General features: G+C 40.6%; 29 protein-coding genes and 1 pseudogene. 23 read left to right on the top strand and 7 right to left on the bottom strand.

Translation table 11 applies throughout. The features are described from left to right. Positions 1-35: 35 nt before the first annotated feature. On the bottom strand, positions 36-242 hold the full coding sequence (locus AB5903_RS07745) for a hypothetical protein (protein WP_195639325.1): 207 nt from the start codon (positions 240-242) through the stop codon (positions 36-38). Between the two features lie 650 nt (positions 243-892). Between AB5903_RS07745 and AB5903_RS07740 the strand changes: the two genes are divergently transcribed. The 7 genes from AB5903_RS07740 (at position 893) to AB5903_RS07710 (ending at position 7,608) form a co-directional block, all read left to right on the top strand. Beyond that, positions 893-1,903: a DUF3871 family protein gene (locus AB5903_RS07740; RefSeq protein WP_272709886.1), complete on the top strand. Its 1,011-nt coding sequence runs from the start codon at positions 893-895 to the stop codon at positions 1,901-1,903. Between the two features lie 77 nt (positions 1,904-1,980). Further along, on the top strand, positions 1,981-2,211 hold the full coding sequence (locus AB5903_RS07735) for a hypothetical protein (protein ID WP_195658698.1): 231 nt from the start codon (positions 1,981-1,983) through the stop codon (positions 2,209-2,211). A gap of 83 nt (positions 2,212-2,294) precedes the next feature. Then, complete coding sequence (locus tag AB5903_RS07730) at positions 2,295-2,930, top strand: recombinase family protein (protein ID WP_195658697.1); 636 nt, start codon at positions 2,295-2,297, stop codon at positions 2,928-2,930. 201 nt (positions 2,931-3,131) lie between these two features. After that, positions 3,132-4,790 (top strand): leucine-rich repeat protein, encoded by a 1,659-nt coding sequence (locus AB5903_RS07725; protein ID WP_368117744.1) that lies wholly within the window; start codon positions 3,132-3,134, stop codon positions 4,788-4,790. Between the two features lie 70 nt (positions 4,791-4,860). Continuing rightward, on the top strand, positions 4,861-5,706 hold the full coding sequence (locus tag AB5903_RS07720) for a hypothetical protein (protein WP_195658695.1): 846 nt from the start codon (positions 4,861-4,863) through the stop codon (positions 5,704-5,706). Between the two features lie 263 nt (positions 5,707-5,969). Continuing rightward, complete coding sequence (locus AB5903_RS07715; RefSeq protein WP_195658694.1) at positions 5,970-6,857, top strand: hypothetical protein; 888 nt, start codon at positions 5,970-5,972, stop codon at positions 6,855-6,857. Between the two features lie 76 nt (positions 6,858-6,933). Beyond that, positions 6,934-7,608 (top strand): hypothetical protein, encoded by a 675-nt coding sequence (locus AB5903_RS07710; RefSeq protein WP_195658693.1) that lies wholly within the window; start codon positions 6,934-6,936, stop codon positions 7,606-7,608. 132 nt (positions 7,609-7,740) lie between these two features. Here AB5903_RS07710 and AB5903_RS07705 read toward each other — a convergent pair whose 3' ends face one another. From AB5903_RS07705 to AB5903_RS07695, 3 genes and pseudogenes are all read right to left on the bottom strand, one after another. Further along, positions 7,741-8,112, bottom strand: a complete 372-nt coding sequence (locus tag AB5903_RS07705) for a DMT family protein (RefSeq protein ID WP_016662458.1) — start codon at positions 8,110-8,112, stop codon at positions 7,741-7,743. 67 nt (positions 8,113-8,179) lie between these two features. After that, positions 8,180-8,338 (bottom strand): annotated as a pseudogene (locus tag AB5903_RS07700) (DMT family protein); the annotation flags it as partial. A gap of 28 nt (positions 8,339-8,366) precedes the next feature. Continuing rightward, positions 8,367-9,128 carry an ATP-binding protein gene (locus AB5903_RS07695; RefSeq protein ID WP_118207315.1) on the bottom strand — a complete coding sequence of 254 codons (762 nt, stop codon included), beginning with the start codon at positions 9,126-9,128 and terminating at the stop codon, positions 8,367-8,369. A gap of 137 nt (positions 9,129-9,265) precedes the next feature. Between AB5903_RS07695 and AB5903_RS07690 the strand changes: the two genes are divergently transcribed. From AB5903_RS07690 to AB5903_RS07665, 6 genes are all read left to right on the top strand, one after another. Beyond that, positions 9,266-10,696: a M48 family metallopeptidase gene (locus AB5903_RS07690; RefSeq protein ID WP_117955853.1), complete on the top strand. Its 1,431-nt coding sequence runs from the start codon at positions 9,266-9,268 to the stop codon at positions 10,694-10,696. 7 nt (positions 10,697-10,703) lie between these two features. Next, positions 10,704-11,174: an NfeD family protein gene (locus AB5903_RS07685; RefSeq protein WP_117904345.1), complete on the top strand. Its 471-nt coding sequence runs from the start codon at positions 10,704-10,706 to the stop codon at positions 11,172-11,174. Between the two features lie 41 nt (positions 11,175-11,215). Then, positions 11,216-12,217, top strand: coding sequence for a flotillin-like protein FloA (floA, locus tag AB5903_RS07680; RefSeq protein WP_005652108.1), 1,002 nt, complete (start codon positions 11,216-11,218; stop codon positions 12,215-12,217). 45 nt (positions 12,218-12,262) lie between these two features. After that, a complete protein-coding gene (locus tag AB5903_RS07675) occupies positions 12,263-13,141 on the top strand; it encodes a nucleoside phosphorylase (RefSeq protein WP_195658692.1) in 879 nt (292 codons plus the stop codon). 65 nt (positions 13,142-13,206) lie between these two features. Then, on the top strand, positions 13,207-14,592 hold the full coding sequence (gene mnmE, locus AB5903_RS07670) for a tRNA uridine-5-carboxymethylaminomethyl(34) synthesis GTPase MnmE (RefSeq protein WP_005652111.1): 1,386 nt from the start codon (positions 13,207-13,209) through the stop codon (positions 14,590-14,592). A 189-nt stretch (positions 14,593-14,781) separates the two neighbouring features. After that, on the top strand, positions 14,782-15,948 hold the full coding sequence (locus AB5903_RS07665; protein WP_134978506.1) for a site-specific integrase: 1,167 nt from the start codon (positions 14,782-14,784) through the stop codon (positions 15,946-15,948). 15 nt (positions 15,949-15,963) lie between these two features. Here the strand turns inward: AB5903_RS07665 and AB5903_RS07660 are convergent, their stop codons facing one another. From AB5903_RS07660 to AB5903_RS07650, 3 genes are read right to left on the bottom strand one after another with little or no spacing between them, the layout of a single operon-like run. Next, positions 15,964-16,236 (bottom strand): hypothetical protein, encoded by a 273-nt coding sequence (locus AB5903_RS07660; protein ID WP_007565103.1) that lies wholly within the window; start codon positions 16,234-16,236, stop codon positions 15,964-15,966. Beyond that, a complete protein-coding gene (locus tag AB5903_RS07655; RefSeq protein ID WP_254305297.1) occupies positions 16,209-16,685 on the bottom strand; it encodes a hypothetical protein in 477 nt (158 codons plus the stop codon). Before AB5903_RS07655 ends, AB5903_RS07660 begins: the two co-directional genes overlap by 28 nt. Before the next feature lie 42 nt (positions 16,686-16,727). Further along, complete coding sequence (locus tag AB5903_RS07650) at positions 16,728-17,156, bottom strand: helix-turn-helix domain containing protein (RefSeq protein WP_217291427.1); 429 nt, start codon at positions 17,154-17,156, stop codon at positions 16,728-16,730. A 158-nt stretch (positions 17,157-17,314) separates the two neighbouring features. On the opposite strand from AB5903_RS07650, the gene AB5903_RS07645 reads away from it, so the two are divergent. Genes AB5903_RS07645 through AB5903_RS07600 form a run of 10 tightly spaced genes read left to right on the top strand, consistent with a single transcriptional unit; the run spans position 17,315 to position 22,088 of the window. Continuing rightward, entirely contained in the window at positions 17,315-17,854 is a 540-nt protein-coding gene (locus AB5903_RS07645) for a DUF2786 domain-containing protein (protein ID WP_368117743.1), read from the top strand. Between the two features lie 4 nt (positions 17,855-17,858). Then, positions 17,859-18,092, top strand: coding sequence for a hypothetical protein (locus AB5903_RS07640; protein WP_007565095.1), 234 nt, complete (start codon positions 17,859-17,861; stop codon positions 18,090-18,092). Then, positions 18,079-18,483 carry a hypothetical protein gene (locus AB5903_RS07635; protein WP_007565093.1) on the top strand — a complete coding sequence of 135 codons (405 nt, stop codon included), beginning with the start codon at positions 18,079-18,081 and terminating at the stop codon, positions 18,481-18,483. Before AB5903_RS07640 ends, AB5903_RS07635 begins: the two co-directional genes overlap by 14 nt. Next, positions 18,480-18,707, top strand: a complete 228-nt coding sequence (locus AB5903_RS07630; RefSeq protein ID WP_120177915.1) for a hypothetical protein — start codon at positions 18,480-18,482, stop codon at positions 18,705-18,707. The genes AB5903_RS07635 and AB5903_RS07630 overlap by 4 nt, the downstream gene beginning before the upstream one ends. A gap of 2 nt (positions 18,708-18,709) precedes the next feature. Further along, positions 18,710-19,000: a helix-turn-helix domain-containing protein gene (locus AB5903_RS07625; RefSeq protein ID WP_007565090.1), complete on the top strand. Its 291-nt coding sequence runs from the start codon at positions 18,710-18,712 to the stop codon at positions 18,998-19,000. Between the two features lie 35 nt (positions 19,001-19,035). Beyond that, on the top strand, positions 19,036-19,944 hold the full coding sequence (locus AB5903_RS07620) for a hypothetical protein (RefSeq protein WP_027199984.1): 909 nt from the start codon (positions 19,036-19,038) through the stop codon (positions 19,942-19,944). Positions 19,945-19,950: 6 nt separating this feature from the next. Continuing rightward, entirely contained in the window at positions 19,951-20,559 is a 609-nt protein-coding gene (locus tag AB5903_RS07615; RefSeq protein ID WP_368117742.1) for a hypothetical protein, read from the top strand. Positions 20,560-20,597: 38 nt separating this feature from the next. Beyond that, positions 20,598-20,909 (top strand): hypothetical protein, encoded by a 312-nt coding sequence (locus AB5903_RS07610; protein ID WP_368117741.1) that lies wholly within the window; start codon positions 20,598-20,600, stop codon positions 20,907-20,909. Then, complete coding sequence (locus AB5903_RS07605; RefSeq protein WP_007565082.1) at positions 20,906-21,847, top strand: YqaJ viral recombinase family protein; 942 nt, start codon at positions 20,906-20,908, stop codon at positions 21,845-21,847. The genes AB5903_RS07610 and AB5903_RS07605 overlap by 4 nt, the downstream gene beginning before the upstream one ends. A gap of 55 nt (positions 21,848-21,902) precedes the next feature. Beyond that, positions 21,903-22,088 (top strand): hypothetical protein, encoded by a 186-nt coding sequence (locus AB5903_RS07600; protein ID WP_157232645.1) that lies wholly within the window; start codon positions 21,903-21,905, stop codon positions 22,086-22,088. The last annotated feature ends 49 nt before the right edge of the window (positions 22,089-22,137 follow it).

The raw sequence follows: 22,137 nt of genomic DNA, 5'->3' as shown, positions 1-22,137 counted from the left end.
TGGATATACTATTTTCCCTCTATGAGAATGTACGGTTAAAAGCTCCTTCTTTCAGGAGCTTTTCTTTTATTGTATTTGTACTTATAGTAGAAGGGTAATTCCAATTTGGCTATTTTCTCATATAATTTCATGAGTTTACTCCTATCTATCTTTATAGTACGGGTATTGCAGATGATATGCTCCACCGTATTGTCTGTAATGGTTATATTGGCATCCGGTGTGGAAATGTTTGTTTCGTCCATAGTTGGTTATGATTTAGTAATTAAAAGATAAGATTATCTGATTTTTATTTGGATACAGGTTTTGGAGAGATAATAAAAAGCCGCACGGGAGTAGATGCCTAATCATACTCAAATGCGGCTTTTTTCGTGTAAAGTCCATAATGCCTATCAATACATTGCATATAGCACCATTGATTTTTACACTGTTGGCAGATTTTTTATCAGCAGTGAAACGGACAGGTCAGACTACAAATAAAACTATCAATAATAAATAGGAAGATTATACTATGAATAGAAAAATATCGTCCGTTTCATGGGGATACACAAAGGTACACATCTTTAACAAGGTAAAAAAACAAACGGCGGTTATCCTTTGAAATCCGCATATACACAAAAACGGGATTTACACAATATATCCGCTTCTTCCACAGTCTTGAAAATACAGGGAAATACGTATACTAAAGTACAGGTACTTATATAAATCACCCCCCCCGCCCTCTTTTCTTGAAGCTGGAATATATATCAGACTGACTATCCACAGGTTTACAGATTGGTAACTACGAATGCGAAAGTAGAGTACATCTCTAACGCCCCCCGAGAGTATTTGAAGATAAACGAAATGTTTACCGTTTCATTCTATCAATTTATAAACCATTTAAAAGTAATTCATTATGAACAATTTAGTAATTGGCAGTATGCCACAGGAAAGAAGAACGTTAAATTTGGGTGAATATGCGGAAGAAGCCGTTTTAATAACGGAAGAACAACCAGCAAAACAGAAAAGACCGTTATTCATTGAAGCCAATACGGTTGACGTTACCATGGAGCATTTAAAGAATGACTGTATCATTCCCGTATTTGCAAAGGACAATGAAGCCACCTTGTCACACCCTGCATTTATAGAGACGGTACAGGATGCCGCAAGCACATTCTTTCAAGGTGAAAGGATTGAGATACCCGATATAAGGGTGTCCCATGTTATCAAAGGGCGTATTCCCGAAGCAATACACAAGCCCGCTAATCAGTTATTAGAAATAGACAAGACCATTTATTACGAAAGGTGTGCCTTTGTGATAGAGATACCAACCGTTTATGAGACGGTAAACGGGAACAAACTTACTTTGACTGTTGGCGGTGTCCGTGCCTATAATCACACCAACCTGTACAGCAAAAAAGGTATGGAACGGTTTAAGGTGTTTGTAGGCTTTACCTGTAAGGTCTGCACTAACCTGTGTGTTTCCACTGATGGCTATTTAAGCAATTTGGAAGTAACCAATACCAAAGACCTGTATAAGGGTGTATTGGAAATGCTTCATGGCTACAATCCCGCAAAGCACATACATCTGATGCAGAGTTTGGGCGACACCTTTATGAATGAACACCAATTCGCCACATTATTGGGTAAGATGCGTTTGTACCAATGCTTGCCGCAAGGCTATCAAAAGCGGCTGCCACGTATGCTACTTACGGATACGCAGATTAATGCAGTGGCTAAGGCATATATCAGCGATAATGATTTTGGCGGTTTTGGCGGTGAACTCTCCATGTGGAAATTCTATAATCTGTTGACAGGAAGTAACAAAAGCAGTTATATAGACAGCTTTTTGGATAGGGCTTATAACGCTACGGAACTTGCAACGGGAATAAATGCCGCCTTGCATGGTGACGAACGTTACAGGTGATTTATTGATTGAGTGAACGGGAGAATATTCTTTAAAGGGTATTCTCCTTTTTGTATGACTGTTTAATATTGAAAATTATGTCTTATAAACAATTATTTGTATGGCTGTTCTGTTTGATTGTCTCGATTTTTACGGGCTGTGTGCCTCTTATTCTTCTTATAGCTTCTATTCCAAAAATGATATTGACGGAAAGAGAGCCAAAGGTAAAAATGAAAGATTACAGCAGACCTGTAAAAGGAAGACACCCTGATGCCCTTGAAAAGAGCCACCGCAGGGAATGGATAGACAGTAAGTATTCCAAAATGTAATCAAAAGGGAGTTGTGTTCAAATAAATCTGAAAAGGTGGTTTGAACACGCCCCTTTCCGTTATCAATTAATTCAAAGAATAATATGAAGACAAAAGCAGTAATTTATGCACGTGTTTCGTCTGTGAATGACAGACAGGACACTACAAGGCAGATAGAGGATTTAAAAAGGTATGCCCTTTTGCAGGATATAGAGATAGTACGGATATTTCAAGAACACATAAGCGGAGCAAAGAAGATTGAGGAAAGGCAGGTTCTTGCAGAATGTTTGGAATACTGTACGGAAAAGGGTGTTGACTATCTGTTATTATCAGAACTTTCAAGATTGGGAAGAAGTACGTTACAGGTGCTTCGCTCTTTGGAGATACTGCATGAAGCAAAGGTATCCGTTTATATACAGAATTTAGGGTTATACACATTGCAGCCAAACGGAGAGGTAAATCCGATTGCTTCGATTATGGTAACTGTACTTGCTGAAATGGCTAACATAGAACGGGCAAACATACAATACCGTTTGAACAGTGGCAGGGCAAACTACATTGCCAAAGGTGGGAAATTAGGTCGTAAGGCTGGAAGTATCAAGACAGAGGAAAGGAAAAGGGAAGAATACAGGGAAACGATAGCTTTACTAAAGAAAGGCTATTCAGTAAGGAACATTGCCAAATTACAGGGTATAGGTGTTTCAACAGTCCAAAGGATAAGAAGCCAATTTATAAAATAAACCATTCAAAAGCAGTGGATTATCATGCAAGATTGTCAAGAGGCAGATAGTCCACTGTTCGGTTTATATAACTCTAATGTAGCGTATTATTAGATAGTTAGTTTTTTTTATCAAAATATACTTTGTATGTAAATCAAATTTAATTAATATATTTGCAGAGTAATAATTTTTCAACAGATAATACTGATTTAAAATAAGATTATGCGTACATTTAAATTTATTGGAATGGCTGCAATGACAGCCTTTATGAGCATGGGAATGATTTCATGCGGTGATGACAGTTTACAGTCAATAACCGAAGCACCCGAAGAAGTTGAGAAGCCAGCGGACAAAGACCTTGAATTTGCCTTGTCAGCAGAGAGTGAGAACCTTGTCAATAATGAAGTTAGCATAGGGGCAGAGGGGAAAGAACTGGGTATATCCTTTGCCACAAATATGGATTGGAATGCTAAAGTTTCTTTCAGTGATGAAAATGCCAAAGAGTGGTGTAGCATAACTCCTATAAATGGCAAAGCGGGAGTAAATTCATTGAGGATAAAAATAGACAGGAATAAGGAAGTTGATAGAAGCACTAAGATAACCATTCTGTTGGAGAGTGCATCAGACCAAAGCCACATATCTGAAATCAAATTGAACGTGACACAATCCTATATGGATACAACTAAAAAATTACATATTGAAACGGCTGGTACTTTGCCAACCTTAATGTCAGGAGAAGAGTCTAAAGCCGTCAAAGAACTGACATTGTCAGGATTTATCAATGGAATAGATATTAAATTTATCAGATACATGAAGAATTTGGTGAAAATAGATTTGTCAGATGTAAATATTGTCAGTGGTGGGGATGATTATTGGTTTACAGCAGGTGAAACAGGGGTTGAAATAGAAGATAATGTATTTCCTATGGGGTTCTTTGAGCATCTGAAATACCTGGAAGAGATAAAACTACCGAATAGTATTGTTGAAATAGAAAGAAAGGCATTTTACAAATGGAAAAATAGAATATCCATTGATATACCTAATGGGGTCACAACAATTGGAGAGTTGACTTTTGGGGATTGTACAAATTTAATATCTGTAAGTATTCCAGGTAGTGTTACGGCAATTAAAGAACAGGCTTTTTTGGAATGTACAAATTTAGAGTCCATTAAGATGGCTAATGGTATTACCTTAATTGATGAGTATGCTTTTAGGGATTGTACAAGTTTATGCCATATTGATATACCAAGTAGTGTTGATACGATTGGAAAATCTGCTTTCTATTGTTGTACAAATTTGGCATCTGTTAATATTGCTGATGGCGTTACTATAATTGAAGATTATGCTTTTAGTGGAACTAATTTAAAACATGTTGACATTCCTAAGAGTGTTATTGAATTTGATTATGCTTTCAGGAATTGTTCAAGTTTAGCATCTGTTAATATTGCTGATGGTGTTACTACAACTGGATATAATACTTTTAGATGTAGTACTAGTTTGACCTCTGTAAATATTCCTAATAGCGTTACTTTAATTGGAGGTGGTGCTTTTTCAGGATGTAGTAGTTTGACATCTATTGATATTCCTGATAATGTTACTATAATTGGGTCACTAGCTTTTGAAAATTGTATAAATCTTACTTCAATAACAATACCAAGTAAAGTCACACAATTTGGTAATTATTGGAATACAGAAAGTAAATGTTTTTATGGATGCACAGCATTAAAAGAAGTACATATAAAAAATCCAAATCCACCTGCTATTTTAGAAGATACCTTTTCAGTATATGCTGATGCTACTTTATATATTCCAATAGGTAGTAAGGAAGCATATCAAAATCACTCTATATGGGGAAAGTTCGGAACTATTATTGAAGAATAAATAAAATAGAAAGACAGCATTTGAAGCAATTCATTTGCTGTTTTTTTATTATCATTGCAAATAAAAAGCAATGGTAAAGCCAATAGAAAATTTCTCATTTCAATATAACGAGGAAGAATATAGCCTTCTTGATTATATCTATCCAGTGGCGCAAGAGTATGCACCAGACTTTGACTATAATGAAGATACAGGTGAATCCTACATGGCAGTTTCGCAAGCTCCGGATATTTTTAAAGGAAGGTATAATACACGTAAATTACGGCATAAATTCACAGTAGAGGAATATATGCAGGATAAAGAACTGCAAGGCTATCTGCAAGCATTGGATTTGGATAGTGGGAAGTTCTGGTATCTGTTGCTCTTTTGCTATGACTATAGTTGGGGGATTTGCATGAAAGGGATTGAAATAAACAAATTTCCTGTTGAGCACATAAGAGACTTTGTAGACGTAATCTATAGCAATTATGCAGGCAGTGGCATGCTTGGGGCTATTTTCAATGAGCCAATAAGCCTAACTTTGAAGATAGGCAGGAAAAATATCGTGATTGATAACAATAATGCCATAGCCTGTATTGCCAAATTCTGTGACGACGGATTGGAAAATAACGATTTGACAGATTTATCCAACGGGCACTTCGTGGATTTAACCCGTCAAAGTTCTGATTCCGTTTCCGTATTGGCTTACTATTTTTCTAAGATGATAATTTCCGCCTTTAACCATCAGGAGCATTTGAAAGATAAAAGGAAGAAAGGGGCAAACCTTTCGGATAAGGAGAAAATGGTTATCTCCCATTCCCTGTACCTTACTGGCATCATAAGCAATGAGAGCGTGAGGGAAAGCGATGAATATCTAAAGGCTATCTTAAAGAGATATAAGGATACAGAGATAAAGAAGCTGAACTCATTCTATCTTTAAGGAATAACTTTCCACATTAGGAACAATCCTGTTTGTCTGTTTTTATTAGAAGTCCATAAACAGATAAACAGGATTTTTTCTTGTCTGGTTTTCTGATTCTACGACATGGAAAACATTGATTGATAGATGTTTCTTGTAGGGGAACAGTATTTGTGCGTTTTTTTGTTCCTGTTAGCTCTCCGATTAAAGGGTAATCTTTGCAGTATAAAATAAATCGGTGAGCCAGATACCCAAATAAGTCCGCAGGGCAGCGGCAAAATTGTATGAAAAGATTTGAAATTGTTACATTAACTTCGTTAGTAAATGAAGGAAAGAAGATTGCACGTTTAAGTGGTAATCGTGATTTGAATGAAAAGATTGTGAAGGCTAAGATGAAGTCACTGGAACAATACGGACAGTTAATACCTGCTATAGTGGTAGATGCTACTGATGCTATCAATCAGGGAATGGAAGTCGTTGATTTTGTCACAGGCAATGTTGTAGGAAAGGAAGAAGCTGTGAATTATTTGGTGCTGCTGGAAGGTAATCATCGCTATGAGGCACACTGTGAGCTTTTAAATAAAAATGAGAACTACGCAGGTGAGTTTTATATAATGTATGCTTTGAATGTGGAAGTCACAATAGCTAAGATGTTATCAGAAATCAATATTGCCACTAATCCATGGAAAGGTGGAGACTTTGTGAAAGGAGCGAAGATGAACAATCTGCAAAAAGAACTGCCTTTGTTGGATGCTATAAATGATTTAGTAAATGAAGGATATAATTTGTCCGTAGCATCGAAGTGGCTGACCTTTACTGCAAATATTGATAAAAAGGTTATGAATTGCGCTATGGACAATATTATTCTCCCACAGTTAGAGAATACCGTAGGTTTGGAAAGAGGGCAAAGATTAATAGAAGCGGCAAAAGAACATTTCACAGAGAAAAACATAAAAAGTAGATATTTAATTGACTGGATAATATCCAAGTATAACACTACTGGCGATAAGAGAAAACCCGATTTCACTGACAAAATGGAACGTTTCCTCAGAAGTATCAGCAAAGAGGATGCAGACTATATCAAAAAAGCTAAGGGTAAAACAGGCGGAGATACAAAGGAAAATCTTATCAATCTGAAATTGACTGAATTATGGAATGGATTTGAAAGATAGTCCTTTGAGAAAAAAGCCAGTGGGTATTACCTGCTGGCTCCCTAACAAGAGTAATAACTATTAAATGATATATATTATGATTAAAGAGAGTAAAGGCAATATGTATGAGTTCGTGACACACACATGGAATCCTATTAAGGGTAAATGTTTTCATGGTTGCACCTATTGTTATATGAAAAAGATGTGTACCCATTTGAAGGCTCCCAGACTGGATGCGGCTGAATTAACCAGCTATCTTGAATGCTCGAACTTTATTTTTGTAGGAAGCAGTATTGATATGTGGGCAAAAGACATACCAAGCCACTGGATAAAAATCGTTTTGGACTATTGCGATAAGTCTGCCAACAAATATCTGTTTCAGAGTAAGAATCCTTCCAGAATATTGGATTTTATAACTCACCCTGTATTGCACCATTCAGTGGTTTGTACGACCATAGAAACTAATAGGTCTTATCCAGATGTGATGTGCAATTCACCAGAGATAGAGGAAAGGGTACGGGCAATGAAAAAGATTGCGGATTCGGGTATAGATACCTATGTTACGGCAGAACCGTTGATGCAGTTTGATTTGGATAAAATGGTAAAGTACATAAGGCGATGTAATCCGAAGCAAGTCAATATAGGACGGAATACCAACAGAAAAGTAGAGTTACCAGAACCAACAGCAGATGAAGTGAAAGCACTTGTGAAGGAACTGGAAAAATTCACAAAGGTGGAGATAAAGAAAAACGCGAAAATATGGTTTAAGTGAGAAGATATAACCTAGAACTGGAAAATCCAATTAGCATTTCTGCTAGTTGGATTTTTTATTTCCAGAAGTGGTAGTTAAGTTACATTCAATAAGTATCGCAATATAAAAACAGAATAAAGAATTATCTTACAACTATTTCATAAATACAAAATACACAGCCAATATCAAACATACGAATGCTGCAATATGATTCCAATGTAATGATTCTCCTTTAAATAGTACAGTAGTAAATACCGTAAAGATAATAAGGGTTATCACTTCTTGAATTATCTTTAACTGCATTAAAGAAAAAGGACCACCATTATCTATAAATCCAATACGATTAGCTGGAATTTGAAAAAGATATTCAAAAAAAGCAATTGACCAACTGAAAGTTACCACTCCTATTAAGGGTAAAGAAGCAAACCAAGAAGATTCTTGTTTCAACTTCAAATGACCGTACCAGGCAAAGGTCATAAATATATTAGAAATAATTAACAATCCTATTGTATAAAATGATTTCATAAGCTATTTTATTTATTATCAATTATTTATAACTATTTAATAACAGGGGACTTTTTATTGCATTATTCTCAAAAAAAGCGATTGCCCAACTAAATATAATAACTCCGATAAGAGGCAAAGAAGCAAACCAGCTAAATTCTTGCTTCATTTTCAAATGCCCATACCAAGCGAATGTCATGAAGACATTGGATACAATTAAAAGTAAAATGGTGTAAAAAGCTTTCATATAATGATTAGTGATTAGAAATTACTTGTCAGCAGCTTATCCCGCCTTCATTCTTCCGGGGCAGCAACTCTTCCTGCACATTGCTCATGCTCCCCCACAAACTGTACCGGGCTTCGGGATTCATCTCTTCCAGACGATGCAGGATACCTTTCATCACGCTCCGGCTCGACTGCGACTCGTAAGGACAATTCTTCACCTGCTTCCGATAGTTTCTTATCGCCGCCAATTCCGCCAAATCTGATTCGTGCACAAGACACATCGGGCGAATAATCGTCATGTCGAACTTCTTCATTACCAGCCGCGGTGGCATCGAACCGAACGCCCCCTGATACGTAATATTCATCAGCAGCGTTTCCAGAATATCATCCATGTGATGCCCCAAGGCTATTTTGTTACACCCCTGTTCCTTTGCCACAGTGAACAAAGCCTTGCGCCGGTTCCACGAACACAGGAAACAAGGAGACTTGCGGGTATCCGTACTCGCATCGAACTCCGTTTCGTACAGCACGAAAGGCACTCCCTGCGACTCCGCATAGCTTCTGAGGTAATCCGTATCGCTCTGATAAGGGATGTTTCTCATTACCACATGGGCAGCAACCACCGAAAACCGTGGCTTCAGAATCCGGGAACGGCGCGCCAACAGTTCCACCAACGCCAAAGAGTCCTTGCCGCCGGAAAGTCCGATAAGGATTTTATCGCCCTCTTCTATCAGTCCGTACTCCACCACTCCTTTGGCAAAGCGTTTCTCTATACGCCGTAATGTCTTCTCTTCCTCTGTAAATAGTGCCATAAAAATCAGTTGAAAATTGGCTGCAAAAGTAACTGAAAAGAATCATTTAAAGAAGAATTAACATAATAGAATTACGGAAAAGAGCTTTATTCCGGATTAATTCGTATTTTTGAACTCATTAAAAAAGATTTTTTAGTATGAAGAATAAATATATACTGCTTTTCTTGTTTGGCTTCTTTGGAATACATGCTTCAGCACAAACCCTTGCCCAAGCAAAAATACTCTATGAAAAAGGACAATACGAACAGGCAAAGCCCGTTTTTAAGAAATTTGTAAAATCACAACCTAATAACGGGAATTATAATTTGTGGTATGGCGTATGTTGTCTGAATACGGGAGAAGCGGAAGAAGCTATAAAGTATCTGGAAACAGCCGTAAAACGCCGGGTCACCAGCGGACAACTCTATTTGGCACAGGCTTATAATGCCGTTTACCGATTTGAAGATGCCGTCGGCACTTACGAAGACTATATTGCAGAACTGACAAAAAGAAGACGTTCGACCGCTGAAGCCAAAAAACTTCTGGAAAAGAGCAAAGCCAACCTCCGTCTGCTGAAAGGCGTAGAAGAAGTGTGCTTCATCGACAGTTTTGTCGTAGACAAGAAAGATTTTCTCGAAGCGTACAAAATCAGTCCTGAATCCGGGAAATTGTTCATGTACGATACCTACTTTGAAAATTCCAATAGCAAAGGCGGCACTGTATATGAAACGGAGTTAGGGAATAAAATCTATTATAGCGAGTTACAGAAAGACAGTACGCTCAACATCTTATCGCGCAATAAAATGATGAACGAATGGGGCAAAGGCAATATGCTCCCCGGCAGTATCAACGAGTCCATGAATGCCAGTTATCCATACGTATTGGCTGATGGCATCACTATCTATTATGCAGCAGACGGTCCTGCATCAATGGGTGGATACGATATTTTCGTAACACGCTACAATACAAACACAGACACTTATCTGACCCCGGAAAATGTAGGCATGCCTTTCAATTCGCCTTATAATGATTATATGTACGTTATAGACGAATTCAACAACCTCGGCTGGTTTGCATCAGATCGTTATCAGCCGGAAGGCAAAGTATGTGTATATGTATTCATTCCTGCCTCATCCAAACAAGTATACAACTATGAAAGCATGGATAAAAACAAACTGATAAAGCTTGCCCAACTCCATTCCATCAGAGATACCTGGACGAATGAAAGCCTGGTAGCCGATGCAAGGAAACGCCTGCAGGAAACGATGCAGGAAAAAACGGAAATAAAGAAACGACACGAATTTGAGTTTGTAATTGATGACAGGAATATCTATCATTATGCTGCCGATTTCCGCTCTCCGCAAGCAAAAGCGCAATTCAGGAACTATCTCCAACTGAAAGAAAGCTATAACCAGCAACAAAATAAACTGGAAAATATGCGCACCCAATATTCGCGTGCCAACCAGAACGAAAGAAGCAAAATGGCTCCAGCTATACTCGATTTGGAAAAACGAGTGCTACAGTTGGCAAACGAAGTAGACCGTACTGCTATCCAAGTGCGGAAATTAGAAAAGCAAACCATTAAATAGAACAGTTATGGACATATTCATCATCGCAATTTTAGTCGTTGCAGCAGTTATACTGTTCCTCGTAGAGCTATTCATCATACCAGGCATCAGCATTGCCGGATTTTTGGCAGGTGGTTGCATCATTTATGCCAACTACTACGCTTTTGCCAATTTAGGAGCAACAGCCGGATTCATCACACTTGCCATATCCGTCATCACCTGCGTTGGTTCATTAGTGTGGTTCATGCATTCCAAAACCCTGGATAAGATAGCTTTGAAGAAAAACATCACTTCAAAAGTAGACCGTAGTGCCGAAGAGAAAGTAAAAATTGGCGATACCGGCATTACCACTACCCGTCTTGCCCTCATCGGGTATGCCGAAATAAATGGTGATATCGTAGAAGTAAAATCCACAGACGGCTTTCTGAATGAGAAAACTCCCATTATAGTAAACCGCATTACAGACGGAGTGATACTTGTGGAGAAAAACAAACCGTAAATTGCAAATCATTAAATAAGTAATCATTAATAACTAAAATCATGGATCCAAGCACAATGTATCTCACTGCCTTCACTATCATAGGCGGTATCATTTTCCTGGTACTATTTTTCCACTATGTACCGTTTTTCCTATGGCTGTCTGCCAAAGTCTCAGGAGTCAACATATCACTGGTTCAACTGTTTCTGATGCGTATTCGTAACGTGCCGCCCTATATTATTGTGCCTGGCCTGATTGAAGCACATAAAGCCGGCTTGAGCAACATCACCCGCGATGAACTGGAGGCACACTATCTGGCGGGCGGACACGTTGAGAAAGTAGTGCATGCTTTGGTATCCGCTTCGAAAGCCAACATCGAATTGCCTTTTCAAATGGCCACCGCCATTGACCTTGCCGGACGCGATGTGTTTGAGGCAGTCCAAATGTCAGTAAACCCAAAGGTGATTGATACCCCGCCCGTCACAGCCGTGGCAAAAGACGGTATCCAGTTGATTGCCAAAGCCCGTGTAACCGTACGTGCCAATATCCGTCAGTTGGTAGGTGGTGCTGGAGAAGATACAATCCTTGCCCGTGTAGGTGAAGGTATCGTATCGTCTATCGGTTCTTCCGAAAACCATAAATCGGTTTTGGAAAATCCCGACTCCATTTCCAAATTAGTGCTTCGCAAAGGATTGGATGCCGGTACGGCTTTTGAGATCCTGTCTATTGATATTGCCGACATCGACATAGGCAAGAACATCGGTGCAGCTTTACAGATAGACCAAGCAAATGCGGACAAAAATATCGCTCAAGCAAAAGCCGAAGAGCGCCGTGCCATGGCCGTTGCCAGCGAGCAGGAAATGAAAGCCAAAGCACAGGAAGCACGCGCTAAAGTTATCGAAGCCGAAGCTGAAGTACCTAAGGCTATGGCAGAAGCTTTCCGCAGCGGCAATCTGGGCATCATGGATTATTACCGGATGAAAAACATCGAGGCCGACACTTCGATGCGCGAGAACATTGCCAAACCGGTAACCGGTACATCCAACCAGCCATTAAGCAAATAAACCGGTAAAGTTACCTATATAAACGAACTTATAATACCTCGTAACATGAAAAAGTATTTTGCATCTTCAGAACTTATTATTAACGAAGACGGTTCCGTGTTCCATTTACACGTAAAGCCTGAATGGCTGGCAGATAAAGTAATCCTCGTAGGTGACCCCGGCCGGGTAGCATTGGTTGCTTCACATTTCGAGAATAAAGAATGTGAAGTGGAGAGCCGCGAATTCAAGACAATTACAGGTACTTATAAAGGTAAACGAATCACCGTTGTTTCCACTGGTATCGGTTGCGATAACATTGATATTGTTATGAACGAATTGGACGCACTCGCTAACATCGACTTCCAGACGAGAGAGGAAAAGCCCCAACTGCGTCAATTGGAACTGGTCCGTATCGGTACGTGTGGCGGTTTGCAACCTTACACGCCCGTAGGAACTTTTATATGTTCTGCCAAATCCATTGGTTTCGACGGCTTGCTGAACTTCTATGCCGGACGTAATGCAGTTTGCGACCTGCCCTTTGAACGCGCTTTCCTCAACCACATGGGATGGTCGGGAAACATGTGTGCTCCCGCCCCTTACGTAATTGATGTCAATGCCGAATTGATAGACCGTATAGCGGGAGATGATATGGTACGAGGCGTCACCATCGCCGCCGGCGGTTTCTTCGGTCCGCAAGGACGTGAACTGCGTGTTCCCCTGGCAGACCCGCATCAGAACGAAAAAATCGAGCAATTCGAATACAACGGTTATAAGATTACCAATTTCGAAATGGAAAGTTCCGCACTGGCCGGCCTCAGTCGTTTGATGGGGCATAAAGCCATGACTGTCTGCATGGTAATTGCCAACCGATTAATTAAAGAAGCCAACACCGGATATAAAAATACAATTGACCATCTTATTCTTAAAGTACTCGAACGTATTTAAATATCTTATCGGATATAAAATCAGGAGAAAGCACTATCTTTGCGTCATAAAACAAGCTGTAAATAATGAACCAAGATACTATCTGCGCCATAGCTACCGCCCAGGGCGGGGCTATTGGATGTATTCGCGTTTCCGGACCGGAAGCTATCGAAATCACATCTTGTATTTTTACTCCTGCCGCTACTAATAGAGAGTTAGGGGACAGCAAGCCTTACACACTTACTTTTGGACGGATTTATGACGGCTCTGAAGTTATAGATGAAGTACTCGTTAGTCTGTTTCGTGCTCCTCACTCCTATACTGGTGAGAACAGTACGGAAATCACTTGCCACGGTTCTGCCTATATTCTTCAGAAAGTATTACAACTACTCATCAAGAATGGTTGTCGCATGGCTGCCCCAGGCGAATATACCCAGCGTGCATTTCTAAATGGGAAAATGGACCTGAGTCAAGCAGAAGCAGTTGCCGATCTGATTGCCTCATCGTCTGCAGCGACCCACCGTCTTGCCATGAGCCAAATGCGGGGCGGTTTCAGTAAGGAACTTGCTACCTTACGTGACCAATTACTCCATTTCACCTCACTCATCGAATTGGAATTGGATTTCAGCGATCACGAGGAACTGGAATTTGCCGACCGCTCCGAACTTTGCCAACTAGCGAACAACATAGAGAAAGTCATAGCTCGTTTGGTTAATTCATTCAACGTAGGTAACGCCATCAAAAACGGCGTTCCTGTAGCCATTATCGGTGAAACGAATGCAGGAAAGTCTACATTGCTCAATGTCTTACTTAATGAAGACAAAGCTATTGTTAGCGATATTCATGGCACTACACGGGATATAATAGAAGATACTGTCAATATAGGTGGCATTACTTTCAGATTCATCGACACAGCAGGTATTCGTGAAACTAGCGATACAATTGAAAGCCTCGGTATCGAACGCACTTTCCAAAAGTTGGATCAAGCAGAAATTGTCCTTTGGATGATTGATGCTACGAATGCCCAAGCTCAAATAACACAGTTGGCCGGTCAACTCCTTCCCCGTTGTGAAAGAAAGCAGCTTATCCTTGTTTATAACAAAGCCGATTTAGTGGATAATATACAGAATAGTATTCCTGACAATTTTCCTGATAATGTACAGTCAATCACCCTATCCGCAAAAAAAAGAGAACATATCGAAGAACTTCAACGAATGCTGATAACATCTGCCCATCTTCCTACAATTACGCAAAATGATGTTATAGTTACTAATGTACGCCATTATGAGGCATTAAACAATGCATTAGAAGCTATCCATCGAGTGCAAGAGGGTCTGACTAATAATATTTCCGGTGATTTCATATCACAAGATATTCGGGAATGTATTTTCCACTTGAGCGATATTGCGGGAGAAGTGACAAATGATATGGTATTACAGAATATATTTCAGCACTTTTGCATCGGAAAGTAAAGTAAGTAAAACGGAAAGCAAAAGGCATACAAAACGGGTGTAATCAATGATAGATAATAGTTAATCAATCAATGTTTTACATACCATATAAACCGATATGAAATTTTTCTCTGATTATACCTGTTTTATTATTTTTTTGTTGTTATTTTGTTGCTCGTATCGAAAACAGCAACAAAAGCAACAAAAATTATGGGAAAATCGAAAGAACCGATAAGGCTCAGACAAAGAAAGACCGCTTCGGGGAATATCACGTTATACCTCGACATCTACCTGAACGGGAAAAGGTCTTATGAATACTTGAAACTCTATCTTATCCCTGAAACGAACAGAAAGGATAAGGAGAAGAATCGTCAGACGCTTCAACTCGCCGAGGCGATAAAAGCCAAGCGGGTTGTTGAACTTCAAAACGGAGAATACGGTTTTAACGCCGCCTACAAACTTGAAACGAACTTTCTTGACTATTACCGGGCTATGTGTGAGAAACGTCATGGCAACCCCGAGAGCCGGGGAAACTGGGGTAATTGGTATAGCTGCCTCAAACACCTTGAACGGTATTGCAAGCCTAACACCACATTCAAGGACATAACACCTGAATGGATAATCGGTTTTCGTGAACACCTTGACAAGAACGCCCGTTGCAGAGACAAACGGAAGATTATCACAACGGAAGAAGTGACAAAGCCGCTTTCACAAAACAGCAAGGTCAGTTACTTCAACAAACTTCGTGCCTGCATCAACCAAGCATTTGAAGACAGGATAATACCGCATAACCCACTTCGTGGCATTGAGGGTTTCAAACAAGCTGAAACGGAAAGAAGTTATCTGACATTGGAAGAAGTCAAAGCGATGGCTGCTGCCCATTGCAAATACCCAGCCTTGAAAAATGCGTTCATGTTCTCATGCCTGACAGGTCTTCGCAAATCAGACATTGAGAAACTCCGTTGGCGTGAAGTTCAGCAGCAAGGAGACTTTACCCGGATAATCTTCAAACAGAAGAAGACGGGCGGGCAAGAATACCTTGACATCAATAAACAAGCGGTTCAATACATGGGGGTTCGCCGTGAACCTGATGACCGGGTTTTTGTCGGTTTCAAATACAGTGCCTATATGATAGCTGAGTTAAGGATGTGGGCAAATAGGGCGGGAATAACAAAAGACATCACGTTCCATTCAGGGCGGCACACATTCGCTGTCCTCATGCTTGACCTCGGCGCAGAAATCTACACGGTTCAGAAACTTCTCGGGCACAAGGAACTTTCAACAACACAGATTTACGCGAAAATCCTTGATAAGAAAAAGCAGGAGGCGGTTGCGATGATACCCGATATTTTCGGGGATGATGACAACAAGGAATAAGAGACGGGGGCAGCTTCACGGCTTTGCCCCCGTCCTCGTTTCATAGAAATCCCCCTCGCCTGTCAGAAGCCAGCGTGCGGAAACCTTGTATTCTTTCACTATATAAGTCAACCAAGCGGGTTGAAAAATGTCACTTGCCAAGTTCTTTTCAAGTTTGTTCAAATTCCAACGATTTATATCAAACTCACGTGTAAAAGTCTGTTTTCCTCTTATCTTCCCGTCATCTTTCAGGCGGTAAAGAGCCTCAAAAAAACGGCGTACTACCTTTTGGCTGTCTTCTGTCTGCATAATTCATCTGATTTAGCGGCTGCGGTTGCAAATTTGGTGTTAATTTCTCTCTCCCGGATATTAAGGCGTTCCCTCCATGATTGAAGCGTGTCGGGACTGAAATCGGCTTTCTCCCCCTCTCTTACTTGACGTTCAAACATGCGGAGTTCATCGGGTGTCATAACGGGAATGAAACGTTCAAGTTCCATGACCTGAAAAACGTGTTCAAGGGCTTCACGGCGCAAGTCCGCTTGTTTCTCATCACTCAGCATTTCCCCCTGCCCCGTCAAGAACCAACGGGCGTTTATCTCGGGCAAAGCCTCAATAATTGAGACCACGGGTTGCAAGCCGAAATCAACACCTTTCAGAAGTTTAGACAGATATTGCGGCGACCAATTCAAAAGGGCTGCAAAGGCGGTCTGTCTCCCGCCAGTCTTATACTTTATAATATCTTGAAGTCTTCTATTCATATCCATATTTAGGTATTTTGAAAACACTTTTCCCGACAACCGCTATACGGCAACGGCAGAGCTTGCATTCCCTTCCCGGCGGGCATTGATTTTTTTGTTTTCCTGAATCTGTTCTTTCAGCATTTCCATTAATTCATCTATTTGCTTGTCACGGACTGAAAGGCTTTCCGCTTGCTGCTTGATTATTTCCCAAGCATCTTTAGGAACAGCCACCCCGCCGTCTTCACTGTTCAGATTATTAGAAAGGAACATTTCTCCCTCGCCTGATTGAAGCCAAACAAAGTTTATATTTTCATCAAGGGAACAAATTCGCTTCATAAACTTCTCGGAAAGAGGTACTTTACCCGTAACAATCTGAGAGAAAGAAGACTTTGTATATCCCATAGTTTCAGCCAAAGCCCTTTCATTTTCCGCTATTTCCTTGAAAATAAGCCAATTTATAACTTTTTTCAATCGTCTAAGATGTTCCATTAGTAAATATAATTATTGTTAAATTATAAATTTAATTTCGATTTATTCTTTCAAAATAATTACTTTGTTTATATTTGCACCGTCATACAATTTTGTATGCGGACAAATATACGAAATAATAAATAAAATCGGAATAAACTGATAAGTAAATTTTTGATATGGAAAGAATTACTGACAAACTCAAAAAACTTCTCGCTCTCGCAGAACGGGGATGCGGTGGGGAGGCAGAGAACGCCCGCCGTCTTCTTGAAGAACATCTGAGAAAATACGGTATGACGCTTGAAGACATCTGCGAAAACAATATTTCACGCAGGACATTCAAGTATAGGAACAAAGAAGAACGCACGATTATCATTCAAGTCTTCCTATCGGTTCTTGGTAGCAAGAGCGAAGCATTTAATGGGTCAACTTGCAGTGCTTCAAAGAAGACAATCTACATAGACCTGACAGACTTGGAATATGCCGAAATATCCGACATGGTTGCGTTCTTCAAGTCTCAGTTTAACAAAGAGAAAAAACGCCTGATGAAAGACATTCTCCACGCTTTCGTCAACAAACATAACATCTTTGACTGTACCCCTAACGATGATGACAAGGCAAGCGACAAGGAAATAGACCTTGAAGAACTCATGCGCATTTTATCCCTATCAAATGGTATGGAAGACGTGACATACAGAAAAGCAATTTCAAACAAATGACGATATGGAAACAATGATTTTTAAGACACCTTGCCAAACAGAACGGGAAACCCGTGACTTGGCTATTTACAACGAGTATAACGCCCTGATTGCCGTTGAGGGACAGAGTAAAACGCTCGTAACAGAACACCTGATGAAGAAATATAACATACACAGCGCAGGAACTATTTACTTGATTCGCCGCCGTGTGGAGAAGAAATTGGAAGCGCAGAAAGGGGGTATAAATGGCACTAAGTAAAGAGGCACAAAAAATCAAGACCGAGTACAATAAAAAGTACATGGAAAGATATTGGGAGCGCAAAGCTGAAAAGAGAAAAAACGAGACCAAAGCGGCGGCAGAAAAGACAAAGACTGTGACAACAAAAAGAACGACAAAGACTGTGAGCACCGTTACAGTCAAAGAAACAGAACTTTTTGAATGGCTTTTCCCCGAACCGCACGTCACGGAGGTAACGGTCTCCCGGAACGGACAGTCTGACGCACAGTATATCAAAGCCCTTGAAACGGCTAACAAGACCATAAACACGGAAAACGCCCGTCTTCAAAAACTCTTGATTAAATATCAAGACATCGTAAGAACGGGATTGAAAGCGATAATGTTTGACATCGAAAACTGTAGGTCATTATGAAAAAGAAAATTATTCAATGGGGGCTGATGACCGTTCTCGGTCTTTGGGGAATGGTTTCATTCATGGTTCTCGCAGGAGAAGAAGCCCCCGATGTATGTATGACATTGGGCGATTTCTTTCTGATTAAAGCCCTTGCGATAACAAGTTTTTCAGGTTGTATTCTATGCGGGAAATGGCTCTCAAAAAAGGGTCTTTTACCGGAAATAAACATACAGGAGGATTGAATATGGAAATCACTTTGGAACAACTCAATGAAAAGATAGACAACCTTTCACGGTTGACGCTTATCAGTTCAAAAACGGTTCTTGACTTTGAAGAAACGATTCTGTTCACGGGATTGAGCAAAGGACACCTTTACCGCCTGACAAGCAACCGACAAATACCATACTTCAAGAAAAACCGCAAACTATATTTCAAGAAGTCTGAATTGGAAGAATGGATGCTTGAACGGCGCATACCGACAGAAGAAGAAATTCAAAGTCAGGCTACAACATATTTAGCAACCCATAAAATTTAAATCAATCATTTTATTAACAATCAAATTTCATCATTATGGAAAATGACATTATTGAAATCAAACAAGCTGAAATGCTTGCGGGAATTACCCGGTCAGAAATTGACATTCAGATTGCCACGGCGAAGCAATATCCCCGTGACCTGAATACAGTCTTGAACAAAATCGCCACCTATGCCACAATGGATAGGGAAACGGCAGAAGACTGCTTCTATGTTCTCAGAAGAAAGGACGCAAACGGTAATGACAACACCATTGAAGGGCTTTCAATCCGTATGGCAGAAATTATCGCAGGGGCTTGGGGAAACCTGAGAGTTCAGACCCGTATAATCGGGAATGACGGGCGTAAAATCACGGCTCAGGCTGTCTGCCATGACCTTGAAACAAACTACGCCGTATGCAAGACCGTTGACCGCCGGATAACAACGAAAACGGGCAAAACATACAGTGACGATATGCAGGTTGTGACAGGCAACGCTGCCTCTTCAATCGCTTTCAGAAATGCAGTCTTGGCGGTCATACCGAAAGCCGTTACAAAACGTGTCATCAATGAAGTTAAAAAGGTTGCGCTCGGTCAGGCGATTGACGTTGAGACATCACGCAAGAACTGTTTGGCAAACTTCGCAAAAGCGGGTGTGACGGAAGCCATGATTTGCCAATATCTCGGTATCAAGACTATCGCAGACATAGACAAAGAACGTCTGTTTGAACTGAGAGCCACTTGGAACGCAATCAAAGAGGGAACGACAACCGTTCAGGAAACCTTTGTCAAACCACAACTTGAAGCCAAAGCACAAGAAGAAGCCAATAAAAAGACCGCTTCGGCGGCTGACAAGGCGGCAGCGGCTATCGCACAAGCAACGGGAGAAATACCCGCCAACGTTGACCCTGAAACGGGTGAAATCAAAGAAGAAAAGTCAAAGAAAACATCAACATCTAAAAAGTAAAACATTATGAAAGAAGTAATTGAAGTCAAAAGAGACGATTTGCGGGAACTTTATCAGGTATTAACCAATTACCCGGCAATTTCAAAAGAACAGGTTCAGAACGAAATGCACAAGGTTTTCGGGGAAGATACATTCAAACCCAAAGACATCATGGAGCGTGTAAAGACCTTTGAAGACGCTTGCCGTGAACTTGGGGAAGAACACCCATTTGTAAGGTCATATAACGGTTATACAAACAACATCCACGAAAACAATAAAAACGATACGGACATACTTGCATACCTCAAACTCCGTATCATCTGCGCCGCCTTGAACGAGGGCTGGGAGCCTCAATTCACAGAGGACGAATGGCGTTATTATCCTTGGTTTTGGCTCTATACTCAGAAAGAAATCAATGACATGGATGAAGACGAAAAAACAGACCGCCGCTTAATGTCAACAGGCGAATATCAAACAGGTCATGCGGGTCTCGCTTTTGCGGATTCGTATAACGCCCCCTCGGATGCGTTTGCGGCTATCGGTTCTCGCCTTTGCTTAAAGAGCGACACGCTCGCCGTTTACTGCGGGAAACAGTTCATCAACATCTGGGCAGACTTCTGTCTTATCCGCAAGTGAGTAACAACAAATGTTTAACATTCAAATATCAACAGTTTATGGAAACTAAAAATAACAGCGAATTTATGTCACAGGTTGACGCATTTTCAGAAGAAATGCAGAAGTTCATAGAAAAGTATGATAAGAGACACGCCTTAATTATCATCGCCTCTGAGCCTGACGAAAACGGGGAAATCTCACGTCAAACCGGGTCTATCATGGGAAATGAAGAAGAAGTCGTTCACGCTTTAGTCGGGTTTATAAGACAACCCCAAGGACGTGAGTTGTTAAAGAGAGCTGCTTCTCTAAGTATGCTTGATTCTTTAATGAAATCAGTATTAAACGCAAAAGAACGGGAGGAAAGAAAATGAGCTACACGATTATCAGACCGAAAGACCGTAACGAATGGCTTGAACACAGAAAGTCAGGTATCGGGAGCAGTGAGGTTGCAACCATTCTCGGGTTGAACCCGTGGGAAACCCCTTATCAGCTTTGGAGACGCAAGGTTGGTCTTGATGAACCTAAAACAGAGACCTTTGCTATGAAAGCGGGTCATTATCTTGAAGACGCTGTTGCGCAATTTTGGCATGACGATACGGGACGTGAAATAATCAAGTCATCAGCCGGAGACTGGCTGATAAGAAACAATGAACGCCCCTATCTTCAGGTCAGCCCTGACCGTACATATTGGCTCGCAGGAGAAAAGAAGAACGCTTCAAACAAAGGTGTTTTGGAATGCAAGACCACCCAAATGAAAATTTCCTCTGACGATCTGCCGAAGCATTGGTTCTGTCAGGTTCAATATCAACTCGGGGTTGCAGAATTGAAAGAGGGCAGTTTGGCTTGGCTCTGTTCAGGACGTGAGTTTGGCTATAAAGACCTGTCTTTTGTTCCTGACTTCTACGCATGGATAGTTGAAGAAGTTGAAAAGTTTTGGCGTGACAACATTCAAGGGAAGAAAGAACCCGAAGCGACATCGGTTCAAGACATTCTGCTGAAATTCAACCGTCACACGGACGGGAAAATCGTTGAAGTGAATGACGCTATTTTCTCAGACTATCAAAAGTTGAAAGAAGTCAAGAAAGAGATGGATAAACTTGATGAAATCAAGACAGAGTTGGAAGAACGCATTAAACTCGGCTTCGGAGACGCAGAGGCTATCAGCTACGGAGGTCAGACGCTCGCCACATGGAAAGCCCCCAAGCCGTCAATGAAGTTTGACGACAAGGCTTTCAAAGCCGCACACCCTGAAATGGTTTCCGAGTTCTCAAGGGAGGTTCAGGGGGCACGCCGCTTCCTGTTAAAATAAGGTTCAATCAACAAAGAAAGGTCAGACGGTTATGTATATCATTTCAAATAAGCAAATGGAAAATATAATCAGCTATATCGAAGCATGGAAAGACGGGGTTCAGGTTGAAGAAAAGGACACCCGGACTTATAACAAGGTTCGCCTCGCAAATATCCTTGTGAAGAAACTGAAAGCGAAACAGCCGCTTTCAAAGCCTGAACTTTCTGAGAGCCTTAAAAAAAATCTTCGTGATTTGAAGTGAGTACAATGTAATCACTTATCTTTGCAATAGCCGAAATGAAAAGACAGTT

The sequence above is a fragment of the Bacteroides sp. 2201st1_D9_2201SCRN_220225 genome (assembly GCF_040928965.1).
Classification (GTDB): Bacteria; Bacteroidota; Bacteroidia; order Bacteroidales; family Bacteroidaceae; genus Bacteroides; species Bacteroides stercoris.
This window is presented reverse-complemented; position numbering and strand designations above follow the sequence as displayed.